The organism is Geminicoccus sp., from assembly GCF_036263595.1.
GTDB lineage: Bacteria > Pseudomonadota > Alphaproteobacteria > Geminicoccales > Geminicoccaceae > Geminicoccus.
In genome coordinates, this window is the sequence record NZ_DATAGQ010000005.1 from 23856 (window position 1) to 38452 (window position 14597).

Annotated in this window: 14 protein-coding genes; 5 read left to right on the plus strand and 9 right to left on the minus strand. The window is 64.7% G+C overall.

Annotated elements, in window-relative coordinates; all coding sequences use genetic code 11:
• Positions 1-3 precede the first annotated feature (3 nt).
• The 5 genes from VHL31_RS00445 to VHL31_RS00465 form a co-directional block, all read right to left on the minus strand.
• Positions 4-897 (minus strand): polysaccharide deacetylase, encoded by an 894-nt coding sequence (locus VHL31_RS00445; RefSeq protein WP_329659230.1) that lies wholly within the window; start codon positions 895-897, stop codon positions 4-6.
• Between the two features lie 86 nt (positions 898-983).
• Positions 984-1172, minus strand: a complete 189-nt coding sequence (locus VHL31_RS00450) for a BrnA antitoxin family protein (RefSeq protein WP_329659231.1) — start codon at positions 1170-1172, stop codon at positions 984-986.
• A 286-nt stretch (positions 1173-1458) separates the two neighbouring features.
• Positions 1459-2463: an ABC transporter substrate-binding protein gene (locus VHL31_RS00455; protein ID WP_329659232.1), complete on the minus strand. Its 1005-nt coding sequence runs from the start codon at positions 2461-2463 to the stop codon at positions 1459-1461.
• 54 nt (positions 2464-2517) lie between these two features.
• On the minus strand, positions 2518-3447 hold the full coding sequence (locus tag VHL31_RS00460; protein ID WP_329659233.1) for an ABC transporter permease: 930 nt from the start codon (positions 3445-3447) through the stop codon (positions 2518-2520).
• On the minus strand, positions 3444-4349 hold the full coding sequence (locus VHL31_RS00465) for an ABC transporter permease (protein ID WP_349262320.1): 906 nt from the start codon (positions 4347-4349) through the stop codon (positions 3444-3446). Before VHL31_RS00465 ends, VHL31_RS00460 begins: the two co-directional genes overlap by 4 nt.
• A 235-nt stretch (positions 4350-4584) precedes the next feature.
• Between VHL31_RS00465 and VHL31_RS00470 the strand changes: the two genes are divergently transcribed.
• From VHL31_RS00470 to VHL31_RS00490, 5 genes are all read left to right on the plus strand, one after another.
• Positions 4585-5538 (plus strand): ABC transporter ATP-binding protein, encoded by a 954-nt coding sequence (locus tag VHL31_RS00470; protein WP_329659235.1) that lies wholly within the window; start codon positions 4585-4587, stop codon positions 5536-5538.
• A 16-nt stretch (positions 5539-5554) separates the two neighbouring features.
• Positions 5555-6295 carry an ABC transporter permease gene (locus VHL31_RS00475; RefSeq protein ID WP_329659236.1) on the plus strand — a complete coding sequence of 247 codons (741 nt, stop codon included), beginning with the start codon at positions 5555-5557 and terminating at the stop codon, positions 6293-6295.
• Positions 6296-6298: 3 nt separating this feature from the next.
• Positions 6299-8170 (plus strand): GldG family protein, encoded by a 1872-nt coding sequence (locus tag VHL31_RS00480; RefSeq protein WP_329659237.1) that lies wholly within the window; start codon positions 6299-6301, stop codon positions 8168-8170.
• 11 nt (positions 8171-8181) lie between these two features.
• Positions 8182-9225: a DUF4340 domain-containing protein gene (locus VHL31_RS00485; protein WP_329659238.1), complete on the plus strand. Its 1044-nt coding sequence runs from the start codon at positions 8182-8184 to the stop codon at positions 9223-9225.
• A 570-nt stretch (positions 9226-9795) separates the two neighbouring features.
• Positions 9796-10812, plus strand: coding sequence for an alpha/beta hydrolase (locus tag VHL31_RS00490; RefSeq protein ID WP_329659239.1), 1017 nt, complete (start codon positions 9796-9798; stop codon positions 10810-10812).
• 18 nt (positions 10813-10830) lie between these two features.
• Here VHL31_RS00490 and hslU read toward each other — a convergent pair whose 3' ends face one another.
• The 4 genes from hslU to VHL31_RS00510 all read right to left on the minus strand — a co-directional run bounded on the left by hslU (position 10831) and on the right by VHL31_RS00510 (position 14468).
• The gene (gene hslU, locus VHL31_RS00495; protein ID WP_329659240.1) at positions 10831-12138 is read right to left on the minus strand and encodes an ATP-dependent protease ATPase subunit HslU; all 1308 of its coding nucleotides are present in this window, start codon (positions 12136-12138) and stop codon (positions 10831-10833) included.
• Positions 12135-12680 carry an ATP-dependent protease subunit HslV gene (gene hslV / locus VHL31_RS00500; protein ID WP_329659241.1) on the minus strand — a complete coding sequence of 182 codons (546 nt, stop codon included), beginning with the start codon at positions 12678-12680 and terminating at the stop codon, positions 12135-12137. Before hslV ends, hslU begins: the two co-directional genes overlap by 4 nt.
• A 151-nt stretch (positions 12681-12831) precedes the next feature.
• Positions 12832-13089: a hypothetical protein gene (locus tag VHL31_RS00505; protein WP_329659242.1), complete on the minus strand. Its 258-nt coding sequence runs from the start codon at positions 13087-13089 to the stop codon at positions 12832-12834.
• A gap of 374 nt (positions 13090-13463) precedes the next feature.
• Positions 13464-14468 carry an ABC transporter permease gene (locus tag VHL31_RS00510; protein WP_329659243.1) on the minus strand — a complete coding sequence of 335 codons (1005 nt, stop codon included), beginning with the start codon at positions 14466-14468 and terminating at the stop codon, positions 13464-13466.
• Positions 14469-14597: the final 129 nt, after the last annotated feature.

Sequence of the window (14597 nt, forward strand, 5' to 3'; positions counted from 1 at the left end):
GGATCAGCCCTTCTGCGTGCTGGGCTTCGGCCTCCGCTTCGCGAAGTCGTCGGCGATGGCCTCGAACGTGGTCCACTTCACGCCTGGGTGCTTGGAGATGTGCTGGAAGATCCGCTCCAGCATCAAGAGGACCTGCGGCTTGCCCGAGACGTCCGGGTGGATGGTGAGCGTGAAGACGGCATAGTCCATCTCGCGATAGACCCAGTCGAACTGGTCGCGCCAGATCTCCTCCAACTGCCGCGGATTGACGAAGCCGTGGCTGTTCGGGGACGCCTTGATGAACATCATCGGCGGCAGGTCGTCGAGATACCAGGAGGCCGGGATCTCGATCAGGTCGGTGACGGTGCCGCGTTGCAGCGGCTTCATCCAGGTCTCGGGCTTCTGCGAGTAATCGATCTTCGTCCAGCTGTCGCCGACACGGGCGTAGTAGGGCGTAAAGTCGTCATGCATCAGGCTATGGTCGTACTTAATGCCCTTCTTGAGCAGGAGCTCGTTAGTCCTCGGCCCGAACTCCCACCAGGGCGCCACGTAGCCAACGGGTTTCCTGCCGGCGACTTTCTCGATGACGTCGATGCACTTGTCGAAGACTTCTTCTTCCTGCGAGGGCGTGAGCGCGATCGGGTTCTCGTGGCTGTAGCCGTGCATGCCGATCTCATGGCCGGCACGCGCCACCGCCTCGATCTGCTGCGGGAAGGTTTCGATCGAGTGACCGGGCACGAACCAAGTCGTGTCGATGCCAAAGCGCCGGAACAGTTCCAGCAGGCGGGGCACGCCGACCTCGCCGGAGAACATGCCGCGGCTGATGTCGCAGGGACTGTCTTCGCCGCCATAGGAGCCGAGCCAACCCGCTACCGCATCCACGTCCACGCCGAACGCGCAGAAGATTTCCTTGGCCATGCCCGGTTTCCTCGTGCCGATGAACTCACGGAGGACATGCGGGCGTGACGCCCCTCAGTTCAAGAGGCGTAGCGCCTGCACGTCGGTCAGGAAGCCCTGCCACTTGCCGACTTGGCACGCTCGGTCTGGACGTACTGGCGCAACACGTCGAGCATGCGGGTCTGATAGCCGGGACCACCCGACTTGAACCATTCCAGAACATCCAGGTCCACGCGAAGGGAGATTGCCTGCTTCGGCGGATGACCGCGCTGGATCAGTCGCATAGGCTTGCTCATTCACCCAATCCGTCACGCGGCACGGGCCACGTCCATGGAGACGTCATCTTCTCCATTTAGATGGAACCACAGCGTCGGCCATGGCGAAGACGAAATCAAGAACGTGCTTCATCAAGCGTCGGTTGGCCGTGGACACCTCCTGCGGGCAATAGAGATCCCCTGCAAATGGTCAGCAACCCATGGTGGAAGATAATCTTGTATATACCTGAAACAAGAGCCGCCCAAGTTGCCTTGGGCGGCTCATGATCAACTGAGAATATTTTCGGTCAAACTTCCCGACTTGTCATCACTTGAGCGATGCTTCGAATATCTGGTGCGTCCAGGCGCCGGTCGGCGCTTTGCTGATGACCGGATCGGATCCGCCGGACATCAGCACTTTCACCGTCCGCTCGTAGTCGGCGGGATCCAGGTAGCCGACACCTTTCTCGCCTCCCGAACCGATCAGCTTGGCGACCTCGCCCATCATCCGCTTCTGGTGCTCCTCGGTCTGCGCCCCGGTCGCATCGTTCTCGAGCACGATCTCAGCTGCCTCGTCCGGATTCTGCTCGGCATAGGTCCAGCCCTTCATCGACGCCTTCACGAACCGTGCCAGCTTCTCGGCCATGGCCGGATCCTGGACGTTCTGCTCGGTCGTGTAGAGTCCGTCCTCCAGCGTAGCGACGCCCTGGTCCTCGTACTTGAAGACAGTCAGCTCCTCCGGCTTCATGCCGGCTTCGATCAACTGCCAGTACTCGTTGTAGGTCATCGTGGAGATGCAGTCGGCCTGCTTTTGCAGGAGCGGATCGACGTTGAAGCCCTGCTTGAGCACCGTCACGCCGTCGGGGCCGCCAGTGGTCGGGATGCCGAGGGTCGCCATCCAGGACAGGAACGGGTACTCGTTCCCGTAGAACCAGACGCCGAGCGTCCTGCCCTTGAAGTCGGTTTTCGGGTCGACGATTCCGCTCTCCTTGCGGCAGGTCAGCATCATGCCGGACTGCTTGAATACCTGGGCGATGTTGACGAGCGGCACGCCCTTCTCGCGCGAGGCCAGCGCTGCGGGCATCCATTCGACGATCACGTCGGCACCGCCTCCGGCGATCACCTGCGGCGGGGCGATGTCGGGACCGCCCGGCTTGATGTCAACGTCAAGGTCGACTTCCTCATAGAAGCCCTTGTCCTTGGCGACATAGTAGCCGGCGAACTGCGCCTGGGTGACCCATTTCAGCTGGAGGGTGAGCTTGTCCGCGGCTTCGGCAGCCGAGACCCCGGTGAGGCCGGTTGCGGCCAAGAATGCCAGTGCCAGTTTCCTCATCGACCAACTCTCCTGCGGCGTCCGACCTCATGTGCGCCCGGACGGTGGCGCTCGTCAGCGACGACGATAGGAGGGATGCCAGAAGGTGACCATCCGCTCGATTCCGGCGAGCAGCGCATAGGACAGGGACCCGGCCAGTGCTGCCACGGCGATGGTCGCCCAGACCACGTCCAGGTTCATCCGGCCGACCTCGGTGGAAATGCGAAAGCCCATGCCGACGATGGGCGTACCGAAGAACTCCGCGACCAGGGCGCCGATCAGGGCCAGGGTCGCGTTGATCTTGAGCGCATTGAAGATGAACGGCATCGCAGCCGGCAGCCGCAGCGACACGAGCGTCTGCACGTAGCTCGCGGCGTAGGAGTGCATCAGGTCGCGCTCGATGGCGCTGGTCTGGGACAGGCCGGCGGTCGTGTTCACGAGCATCGGGAAGAAGGTCATGATCACGACCACGGCCGCCTTCGACTGCCAGTCGAACCCAAACCACATGACCATGATCGGAGCCACGCCGATGATCGGCAGGGCGGAGACGAGGTTGCCGACCGGAAGGAGGCCGCGCTGAAGGAAGGGCGAGCGGTCGATGAGCAGGGCTGTCACGAAGCCGGCGCCGCAGCCCATCAGCCAGCCAGGCACCACCGCGCGCACGAAAGTCTGCACGAAGTCGGCGCGCAGCATGTCCAGGTGCGATCGGATGGCTTGGCCGATTGCCGAGGGAGGCGGCAGCAGCACATGCGGGACCTGGAAGCCCACGACGACGACTTCCCAAAGGAACAGGATCCAGGCGCCGAACAGGACCGGGACGAGGCGAGCTCCGATCGCGTCGGCCGCCAGCTGGTCCATGGCGAACCATGCCACGACCAGAAGGGAGAGGATGACGAGCCAGAAGCCGCCGCCGACCGGGCCGGCATGCACCTGGCCCAGCGTCCACCAGCAACCGGCCAGCAGCAGCAAGCTCAGAAGGAGCCCGGTGAAAAGATGGCGCGTCATGGACGGGCTCCCATGGCCCGCAGCGTGAACCGTTCCGCGGCACTTACGACCGCGATCAGCAGGCCTGCCATCACCGACCCCATCACCAGTGCCGCCCAGATCTGCACGGTCTGACCGTAGTAGGAGCCGCTGAGCAGGCGCGCGCCGATGCCGGCCTGGGCCCCGGTCGGCATCTCGCCGACGATGGCGCCGACGAGACTGATCGCGATCGCCACCTTGAGCGAGGCGAACAGGAACGGCACGGCAGCCGGCCAGCGCAGCTTCCAGAACACCTGGGCCGGGGTGGCATTCCAGGTGTGCATCAGTTCCAGGGACAGGACGTCCGGGGAGCGCAGTCCCTTCACCATGCCGATCGTGATCGGAAAGAAGCACAGGTACATCGAGATCAGCGACTTCGGCACGAGGCCAGTCAGGCCGACCGAGCCCAGCACCACCACGACCATGGGCGCGATCGCCAGGATGGGGATGGTCTGGCTGGCGATCACCCAGGGCAGCAACGCCCTGTCCAGGATCCGCATGTGGACGATCCCGACCGCCAGCAGGATCCCCAGCAGGGTACCGAGGGCAAAGCCCAGCAGGGTCGCCGAGAGCGTGATCCAGGCATGGTAGACCAGCGAGCGCTTGGACGTGATCGCTGTCTGGAACACCGTCTTGTTGAATTCCTCCGCCACCTGGTGCGGCGCCGGCAGGACCGGGCGCTCCATCGACCAACTGTCCTGGACGAGTTGCTGCCAGGTCCAGGGCTGGTCGTCGTAGCGGTCGATCACCTGGGGCGCGTTCAGCCAGACTGCACCCAGATACCAGATCGCCAGGATGGCCAGCGTGACCGTCAGCACCGGGAGAAATCGGCCAGTATGAAGTTGACGCGCGCCGACCGGGGCGCGCACCGCTGCGGCGGCCATATCCCGTGCTTTCTTCACCGCGCCGAGGCTTTCCCGGGCGCACCCTCTGGGTTGGATTGGTTAGAAAGAGCCGTGGCCGCTGGCAAGCGCCCGGTAGCATTGTGACGATCCGCGCATCGGTCGGCGACGAGTCGTGATCCGACGGCCCTTGCGCGCCGGACGTTCACCGTTCAACAGCGTGCAACGTGCGTGACGAGTGCAGGCCCAACCAGAGGGCGAACATCGTGGGGATGGTATGGAGCAGGCGGTCCGCCTGGATCAACTGACCAGGCATTTCGGGCGCTTTACGGCCGTGGACCGGATCAGTTTCGGCGTGCGGCGCGGCGAGGTCGTAGGCTTCCTGGGCCCGAACGGGGCCGGCAAGTCGACGACCATGCGAATGCTGGCCGGCTATCTTACGCCGTCCGGCGGCCGCGCTCAGATCATGGGGCATGACGTCGAGGCCGAGCCGCTCGAGGCGCGCGGCGCGCTGGGCTACCTTCCGGAGGGGGCGCCGCTCTACGGGGACATGACGCCCCTGGGGCTGTTCAATTTCGTGGCCTCGATGCGAGGAATGACGGGTGCAACGCGCAGGCACAACATTGCGACCGTGATCGACCGCACCGATCTGTCGGAAGTCGCCTACAAGCCGATCGAGACGCTCTCCAAGGGCTTCAAGCGCCGGGTCGGGCTGGCCGCGGCGATCCTCCACGACCCGCCCGTGCTGATCCTGGATGAGCCGACCGACGGCCTGGACCCCAACCAGAAGCACGAGGTACGCGGGCTGATCGCAGCCATGGCGCCGGACAAGGCGATCATCGTCTCGACCCACATCCTGGAAGAGGTGAGTGCTGTCTGCACCCGCGCCATTGTGATCGCCCGCGGAAAGGTCGTGGCGGATGCGACGCCTGCCCAATTGCAGGCCTATTCCGAGTGGCAGGATGCGGTATCCCTGCGCCTGCCCGCCGAACAGGTCGCACAGGCGAGAACCGCGCTGGCGGAGGTCGACAGCGTGTACGACGTGCGGCCGATGAACCGCGCCATCGACGGCTACGACCTCCTGGTCGTCCCGGTCCAGGGCGAGCACATCGCGAAGGCGGTCGCCGATCAGCTGGCTCAGGCCGGCATCGAGATCGAGGATTTCCGCGTCGAGACGGGTCGTCTCGACGACGTCTTCCGCAAACTCACCACGATGCAGCCTGCGCACTGACGGAGCCTCCAGCGCCATGCGTCTACGCCAGACCGCGACCGTGTTCACCCGGGAACTCGCGAGCTATTTCGCCACCCCGGTCGCCTATGTCCTGATCATCATCTTCCTGGCCGCCACCGGCGCCTTCACCTTCTATGTCGGTGGCTTCTTCCAGCGCGGTCAGGCCGACCTTGCCTCGTTCTTCATGTTCCACCCTTGGCTCTATCTCTTCCTGGTGCCGGCCGTGGCGATGCGCCTGTGGGCGGAGGAACGCCGGACCGGCACGATCGAGCTGCTCAGCACGCTCCCGGTAGGGTCCTTCCCGCTGGTGCTGGGCAAGTTCCTGGCAGCCTGGGCATTCTGCGGCATCGCCCTGCTCCTGACCTTCCCGATCTGGATTACGGTCAACTGGCTGGGCGACCCGGACAACGGCGTCATTGTCATGGGCTATGTCGGCAGCTGGCTGATCGCCGGCTGCTTCCTGGCACTCGGCTCCTGCATGTCGGCGATCACGAAGAACCAGGTGGTGGCCTTCGTGCTGGGGGCAGCGCTGTGCTTCCTGTTCCTGATGAGCGGGGTAGAGATGGTGTTGGCGGCATTCCGGGCCTGGGCACCGGACTTCCTGGTCGACCTGGTCGCGTCGTTCAGCCTGATCACGCACTTCGCGGCGCTGAGCAAAGGGACGCTGCCGCTCACCACGGCCGTGTTCATCCTCACCCTGATCGGCACGGCGCTGTTCGTGAACAAGCTGATCGTCGACCTGAAGAAGGCGGGCTGATCGATGCGAGCCCATCGCCGTACCCTCTCGATCATCGGTATTCCGCTGGCGTTGATCGCCTTCCTGTCGTTCAACGTGTTCTCCGGCATCGCCCTGCGCGGCCCGCGCCTGGACCTGACCGAGAACCGGCAGTTCACCCTCTCCGAGGGGACGCGCCACATGCTGGCGAACATCCAGGAGCCGGTGCAGCTGCGCTTCTACCTGTCGTCGTCACTGCGCGAGTCCAATCCGTACCTTTGGGCCTATGCGCAGCAGGCGCGTGACATCCTGGAAGGGTTCGCCGAGGCCGCGTCCGGCAAGATCGAGCTGCAGGTCATTGATCCGCAGCCCTTCTCGCAGGAAGAGGATCGCGCCACGGGCTTCGGCCTCCAGCCGGTCACCGCGCCCGACCAGAGCGTGGCCTTCCTGGGCGTTGCAGGTTCCAACACCACCGACGACGTGAGCGCCATCCCGCTGCTGAGCCCTGAGCGCGAGCGGTTTCTCGAGTACGACCTCACCCGGCTGGTGTTCGACCTTTCCCGGCCGGACAAGCCGGTACTGGGCATCATCACCGGCCTGCCGCTCGAAGGCAACGAGCAGAACGGCCAGCAGCCCTGGCAGATCCTGACCCAGCTCAGGCAGTTCTACGACGTGCGGATGCTGACCGGCGAAGAGTACGTCATCGATCCGGCGATCCAGGTACTGATGCTGGTGCAGCCGGACGATCTGCCCGAGCAGAACCTGTACGCGATCGACCAGTTCGTGATGCGCGGCGGCCGGGTCCTGGCCTTCGCCGATCCTTTCTCCGAGGCGGCCCAGGCCCAGGTCCAGGCTGCGGGAGATTTTGCTGCCAAGATCGACGGGCTGCTCAAGTCCTGGGGAGCGGAGCTCGTGGCCGATCGGATCGCAGCCGATCCCGATGCTGCACGCCAAGTCTCGGTTCCGCAGCCGGATGGCCGGCAGCAGGTGCTGCCCTATCTCCCCTGGCTATCGCTGGACACGGACAACGTGGATCCAGGCGACCCGGCGGTTGCCAACCTCGAGGTCATCAACATGATGTCGCCGGGCATTCTGAGGCCGGTGCAGGATGCGAGAACCACGTTCTCGCCCCTGCTCCGCACTGGACCTGAAGGCGGCGCGATCGATGCGGCACCCATCCGGATCTATCCTGACCCGATCGCCATCCTGCGCAACTTCCGGCCGGGCAACGAGCGGCTGACCCTGGCGGTCCGGCTCTCGGGGCCTGCGAAGAGTGCCTTTCCTGCAGCACCCGCCAGCCAGGACCCAGCCGCACCGGACCCGGCAAGTCATCTCGCCGAAGCCAGCCAGCCGCTGAATGTCCTGGTGGTGGCCGACGCCGACCTTCTCGAAGATCAGGCCTGGCTGGCCAGCCCGTCGATGGACGAGAACAGCATGCTCCCGGTCGCCTCCAACGCCGACTTGGTCCTGAACCTTCTCGACACGCTGGCCGGCTCGGATGCCCTCCTCTCGCTGCGCGGACGCGATATCGCGCTGCGTCCGTTCACGCGCATCGTGGAGATCCAGCGGGCCGCCGAATCGATCTATCGGGTGAAGGAGCAGGAGCTCACCACGAATCTCCAGGAGGTCCAGGCCAAGCTGCAGGACCTGGGAGGGATCGGCCAGGACCAGGAAGGCATGGTGCTGTCGGAGGAGCAGCGCATGGAGGTTCAGGGCTTCCGTGGGCGGATGCTCGAGCTGCGCGAGCAGCTCCGGGCGGTCCAGCGGGCGCTCCGGCAGGACATCGAGCGGCTCGAGAGCCGGCTGACCCTGGTCAATATCCTGGCAGTGCCGGCCACCATCGCCCTGGTAGCGATCGTCCTGGCCCTGATCCGGCGGGCACGGACGCGGCGCCGGTTCGATCCGGTCAACGGCTGAGGAGGGCGGACATGCAGCCACGCAACTTCACCATCCTGGTGGCCATCACCGGCGTCTCGGTAGTCCTGGCGGCCGGTGCGCTCCTGATCCAGGACCGCCCCCTGACATCGACGGCGCTCAACCAGCTGCTCGCACCGGACTTGGCGGCCAGGATCAACGATGTCGGCCGCATCCAGGTGATCGGATCCGAGGGTGCGGTGACGGTGGAACGGCGGGAGGCCGGCAACTGGGTGGTCGTGGAAAAGGGCGGCTTTGCCGCCGACGAGAAGGCGGTGCTGACGCTGCTGCGCAAGCTAGGTGAGCTGCGTGTGGTCGAGGCGAAGACGGCGCTGCCGGAACGGCTTCCCCGGCTGGAGTTGGAGGATCCAAAGGTCCCCGAAGCCAAGTCCCATGGCCTGGTGCTCCAGGACCAGGCTGGCACGCCGATCGCGAGCCTGGTGGTGGGCAAGCGGGCGTTCGGCATGTTCGGGCCGGGCCAGACCGGAACCTATGTGCGCTTCGCCGATGCGTCGCAGGCTTACCTGACCGACAGCGAGATCACTCTTCCGGCCGGTGCCACCGAATGGATCTCGAGCGAGGTGATCGACCTCCCGGAGGACCGGGTAAAGCTCGTGTCGCTGGAACCGGAGAATGGCGTGCTGGTCACCGCCAGCCGCGCGTCGGCCGATGCCCCTGCCTTCGACTTGGCGGGCATCCCGACTGGGCAGGCCGCCGACCAGGCGAAGCTCGGTGAGCTCGCGCGGCTGTTCTCGCAGCTCAGCCTGCTCGACGTGCGCCCTGCTGCCGAGGTCGCCTTCTACGAAGCGCCACAGCGCGTGCGGGTGGAGACTTTCGACGGCCTGACCGTCGTGTTCACTTGGCTGAGCCTGCCGGAGGCCAGCTGGCTCAAGGTCGACACCGTCACGGCCGCAGACACGGCGGCACCAGAGGTCAAGGAAGAGGCCGCCAGGATCGCGGCACGGACGGAAGGCTGGGCCTTCCATGTCGGCGGCTACATCACCGAGCAGCTTAGTCAGAAGCTCGACGACCTGTTGGTGAAGCCCGAGGAGAGCTGAGCAGCACGGGGCAGCGTGGCTGATGCCACGCCCGCCAGCGAGGCCCGAGTAGACGCCAGGGCGGGCGCGCAGCAGGCCAGCACGGTGGCCTGCTTCTCCGTATCGTTCAGGCTGTCCCGATCGTCGATGCCGAACAGGGCGCTAATGATGCTCTGTGGACGAGGCAATGCCCGTGGCCATCACGCCGTCACCTCAGGCGGAGAACCTCACGTCTCTGGAGGACGATCAACGCAGTCGAACCTACGACGCTCAATAGTCTCGTGAGGCCATATCTTTCCGCCATTTGAAACATTCTTGGGATCACATGAAGAAAGAAAAAATGCCTTTCAAAATGACGGTTCCTGCGTATCAGAAGCACTGACGAAATCCTATTTTCGCTGACGGGAACCAATAAAGCTACAAGAAGTTCATTCGCGGAGGTCGCCTGCCGGTTGCCACGATCTATGAATGATGCTGAGATCCTGAATGACGATCATAACGATGCGCTCGCTCCTTTTGTCTGGTACCGCCGGTCTCTCGGCTTTGCTTTTGGCAGCTTGTGCGACGCAGCCACCCAGCGGAACGTCCGCCGTGGCATCGAACCGTGCGTCCGAGGCGTCGGCGACGTCTGCCGAGCGGGCTGACCCGGACATGCGGATGGTGCTGCAGGCGCTGCAGACGATGGGCGGCAAGCCGATCGAGACCCTGTCGGCGCAAGAAGCGCGCGAGCAGCCGACGCCGGCCGATGCAGCCATGCAGGTCATGCGGCAGCGGGGAATTACCCAGCCACCCCTGGACATCGCGAATGTCGAGGACCGGACGATCAGCGGCGATGCCGGACCGATCCCGATCCGCATCTACACGCCTGATGGCAATGGACCGTTCCCCGTCGTGGTCTACTACCATGGTGGTGGCTGGGTCATTGCCGACCTGGATACGTATGACGCGTCGGCACGGGCACTCGCGCATCACGCCAACGCCATCGTGGTCTCGGCCCACTACCGCCAGGGCCCCGAGCACAAGTTCCCGGCGGCACACGAGGACGCATTCAAGGCCTACCAATGGGCGGTCGCCAACGCCCAGGCACTGGGCGGCGACCCATCAAGGATAGCAGTGGTTGGCGAGAGCGCCGGTGGCAATCTCGCCATGAACGTTGCCATGCAAGCCCGCAATACCGGCACGACCCAGCCCGTTCACGAGGTGCTGGTCTACCCAGTGGCAGGCACCGACGTGAACACGGCCTCCTACCAGGAGAACGCGAACGCCAAGCCGCTCAACAAGCCGATGATGGAGTGGTTCTTCCGCCAGTACCTGAACGGGCCCGGCGACTTTGCCGATCCGCGGATCAACCTGATCGCAGCGGACCTCAAGGGCCTGCCACCCACCACGATCATCGGCGCGGAGATCGATCCGCTACGCTCGGAAGGCGTGACGCTGGCCCAGCGGCTGGAGGCAGCCGGCGTGCCGGTAACCTACCAGCTCTATGACGGCGTCACCCACGAGTTCTTCGGCATGGGCGCAGTCGTCGACGATGCGCTCGACGCGGAGGAACTGGCGGGCATGCAACTCCAGCGCGCGTTCGGCACCGTCGACGCCCGGACGGACTGACCGGGCGTCGACCATCGATCAGAGGATAAAGCGGGACAGGTCGTGGTTGCCGAGGAGCGACCCGACCTTCTCGTCCACGAGCGCCGCGTTCACCTTGACGGTCTGTCCGCCCATGTCGGACGCACCGAAGCTCACGTCCTCCAGGAGCTTCTCCATCACCGTCTGCAGGCGACGCGCCCCGATGTTCTCGACCCTGCGGTTGATATCGTCGGCGAGCCTGGAGATCGCGTCCATGGCGTCCTCGGTGAACTCGACCGTCACGTTCTCCGTGGCCAGCAGGGCCACGTACTGACGGATCAGGCTCGCTTCCGGCTCCACCAGGATGCGACGCAGGTCGGTCTGGCTGAGCGGCTCCAGTTCGACACGGATCGGCAGGCGTCCCTGCAACTCGGGCAGCAGGTCGGACGGCTTGCTCAGGTGGAATGCGCCTGAGGTGATGAACAGGATATGCTCGGTGCGGATCATGCCGTGCTTGGTGGCAACCGACGTCCCTTCCACGATCGGCAGGAGGTCGCGCTGCACACCCTCGCGGCTGACGTCACCGGCCTTGCCTTCGCGCGAAGTGATCTTGTCGATCTCGTCGATGAAGACGATGCCGTTTTCCTCGGCTGACTTCACTCCGGCCCGCGTCACGACCTCGGGATCGAGCAGCTTGTCGCTCTCTTCCGCCATGAGCACGTCGTAAGACTGTCCCACGGTCAGCTTACGCCGACGCGTGCGGCCGCCCAACGCCTTGCCCAGCATGTCCCCGAGATTGATCATCCCCATCTGCGTGCCCTGCATGCCTGGGATATCGAACATGGGCATGCCTGCACCCGGCTGCTCGGCGACGTCGATCTCGATCTCGCGTTCGGCAAACTGCCCGTCGCGCAGGCGGCGACGGAACGTCTCGCGGGTCTCCTTGGAGGCTTGCGCACCTACCAAGGCGTCGAGGACTCGCTCTTCCGCGGCCGCCTCCGCCTTGGCTGCCACTTCGCGGCGCATGCGCTCGCGCGTTTCCTTGATCGAGATCTCGACCAGGTCGCGGATGATGCTCTCCACGTCCCGGCCGACATAGCCGACCTCGGTGAACTTGGTGGCCTCGACCTTCAGGAAAGGCGCCTGGGCCAGCCTCGCGAGCCGCCTCGCGATCTCCGTCTTGCCGCACCCGGTCGGGCCGATCATCAGGATGTTCTTCGGCAGGACCTCCTCGCGCAGGCCCTCGTCGATCTGCTGGCGGCGCCAGCGGTTGCGCAGCGCGATCGCCACCGCCCGCTTGGCGGCATGCTGGCCGACAATGAACCGGTCCAGCTCGGAGACGATCTCGCGTGGGGTGAGGGCGGTCATGACAGGGACAGCTTTTCGACGGTGATCTGTTGGTTGGTGTAGACGCAGATGTCGGCGGCGATCGCCATGGCACGCCGCGCGACCTCTTCCGCGTCCAGCCCATCGATGGGCAGAAGGGCACGGGCCGCGGCGAGCGCGAAGCTGCCGCCGGAGCCGATCCCGATCACGCCGTGCTCGGGTTCCAGGACGTCGCCCTGACCGGTCAGGACGAGCGAGACGTCCTTGTCCGCCACCGCCATCATCGCTTCCAACCGGCGCAGATAACGATCCGTGCGCCAGTCCTTGGCCAGCTCGACACATGCCCGCGCGAGCTGCCCGGGATGCCGTTCCAGCTTGGCCTCCAGCCGCTCCAGCAGGGCGAAGGCATCTGCGGTCGCACCGGCGAAACCGGCGAGGATATGTCCGTCGCCGACGCGACGCAGCTTCTTCGCATTGCCCTTGACGACCGTCTGGCCCAGCGAGACCTGGCCATCGCCGGCCATCACCACCGTCGAGCCCTTGCGCACGCACAAGATCGTCGTGCCGTGCCAACTCTCCGTCAAATGATCGCCCTTTCCACCATTCCGAAGCGCTTCAGGTGGGTGATTCCGCCGTCAAGCGCAACGGGTGAGATCGGGCAAGTCGGTCTGAAAGTGGCTGGCGGCGTCATCCTGTCCCGTCCGGCCGACAGGATGACGCCTCCGGTCATCGAGTTCAGTCGTTGTCGTTCGCGTGGGCCGATTCCATCTGGGCGACGGCGTTGGCCAGATGCCGCAGGGCCGAGAGCAATGCTCCTTCGTCACGCATCCTGAACGCGGTGCTGGTCAGCACGGCGGCGCTCACGACGGCGTCACTGGCGCAATCGTTGGCAATGCCGGCATCCGCGAAGCTGGTCCAGGGAGCCATGGCCTCGCAAAGCCCCGGGAACGTCGGCTGCTCGAGACGATCCGCCAGCGCGCTGAAGTTGCTCATCGATGTCCCCCAAGAATGGCTCCGGTCGCCGGAGCGTCGCAAGTCTTCATCAGTAGACGAAGGGTCGATCGAACTTACCAGAAGCTTCTTGTCTCGACCCGTCGTCCTCACGACGTGGAATACATCTTTGGTTGAAGACTAGGCAATCCAGTTCGCAAAACAAGCAAAGCAACGGAAATTGACTCATTCGCCTACGCGGCGCCTGCAGAAAATTGCTCGAATTTTCTCCAATAGTCAGTCCATCACGAAAAAGCGTGATGGGCGGTGATGGATGAGCCGGTTTGGTAAGATCGGGAGAATTCGAGCCATTCCTGCCCTACCAGCTGGAAGCAGAGAGGCTGCGCTACCCGTGGTGGAATGTCGCAGCCAATCTTTCAACCCAATCTCTTGGCGATCTCCGTCTTCACGCCGTCCAGCAACACGGCGACCAGCATCAGCCCGCCGCGGATCACCTGCATGTAGCTGGCGTCCAGGCCCATCACGTTGATCGCGGTATCGATCGTCGAGAGCAGCAGCACGCCGGCGAAGACACCGGAGAGCTGGCCGATCCCGCCACGCAGCGACACGCCGCCGATGACAACTGCCGCAAATGCCTCGAACAGCATGCCGACACCCAGGTTCGGGGTCGCACCGTTGGTGCGAGCGGCGAGGAGCCAGCCGGCGAAAGCCGCAACGACACCCGACAGGATGAAGACGCCGAACAGGACCTTCTCGACATCGATGCCGGCACGGAACGGCGCGATCGGATTGCCACCGACCAGGTAGACGCGCCGACCGAACAGCGAGCCCTTCAGGATCCGTCCGAACGCCAGGTAGGTCACGATGGTGATCCACACCAGCATCGGCAGCCCGAGCAGGTCCGTGTTCGCCACGGCGCGGAAATCGTCGGGCAGGCCGTAGATCGAGCGGCCGCCTGTCAGGATCAGGCCAAGGCCACGGATCGCGATGTAGGTCGCCAGGGTGACCACGAAGGCGTTGAGCTTCATCTTCACGATCAGCACGGCGTTGAACAGGCCGGCCAGCGCGCCGAAACCCAGTACCAGCACGAGGCCCACCCAGGTGTTGACCTGGAAGGCGAAGGGGGATCCGCGCGCAGCGGTGAGTCCGGCCGCAAGCATGGCGGCGAATGCCATCACGCTCTCGATGGAGAGGTCCATGTGGCCGGCGATGACGCAGAAGGCCAAGCCCAGCGAAAGCAGACCGACATAGGTCGCATGCTGGGCGATGTTGATGAAGATGCCGATCTGGAAGAAGTGCTCGATCGATACCGAGCAGATCAGGAGAATCACGGCCAGGATGAACCAGACCAGGTGGTCGAGCACGAGCTTGACCACGCGGATCTGCCTGGACGAGGGAATGGTCGAGGTGGCCGTCGCCATCGGTTAGCGGATCCTGTCACAGGCGCTCTCAGAGCGGTGATGAGCCGAGGCGGCCCGCAGGAGGCCGCCTCGGTTGGTGAGCTGGCTACTTCACGACATCGACCGGAACGCTGGGGAACTTCAAGTTGC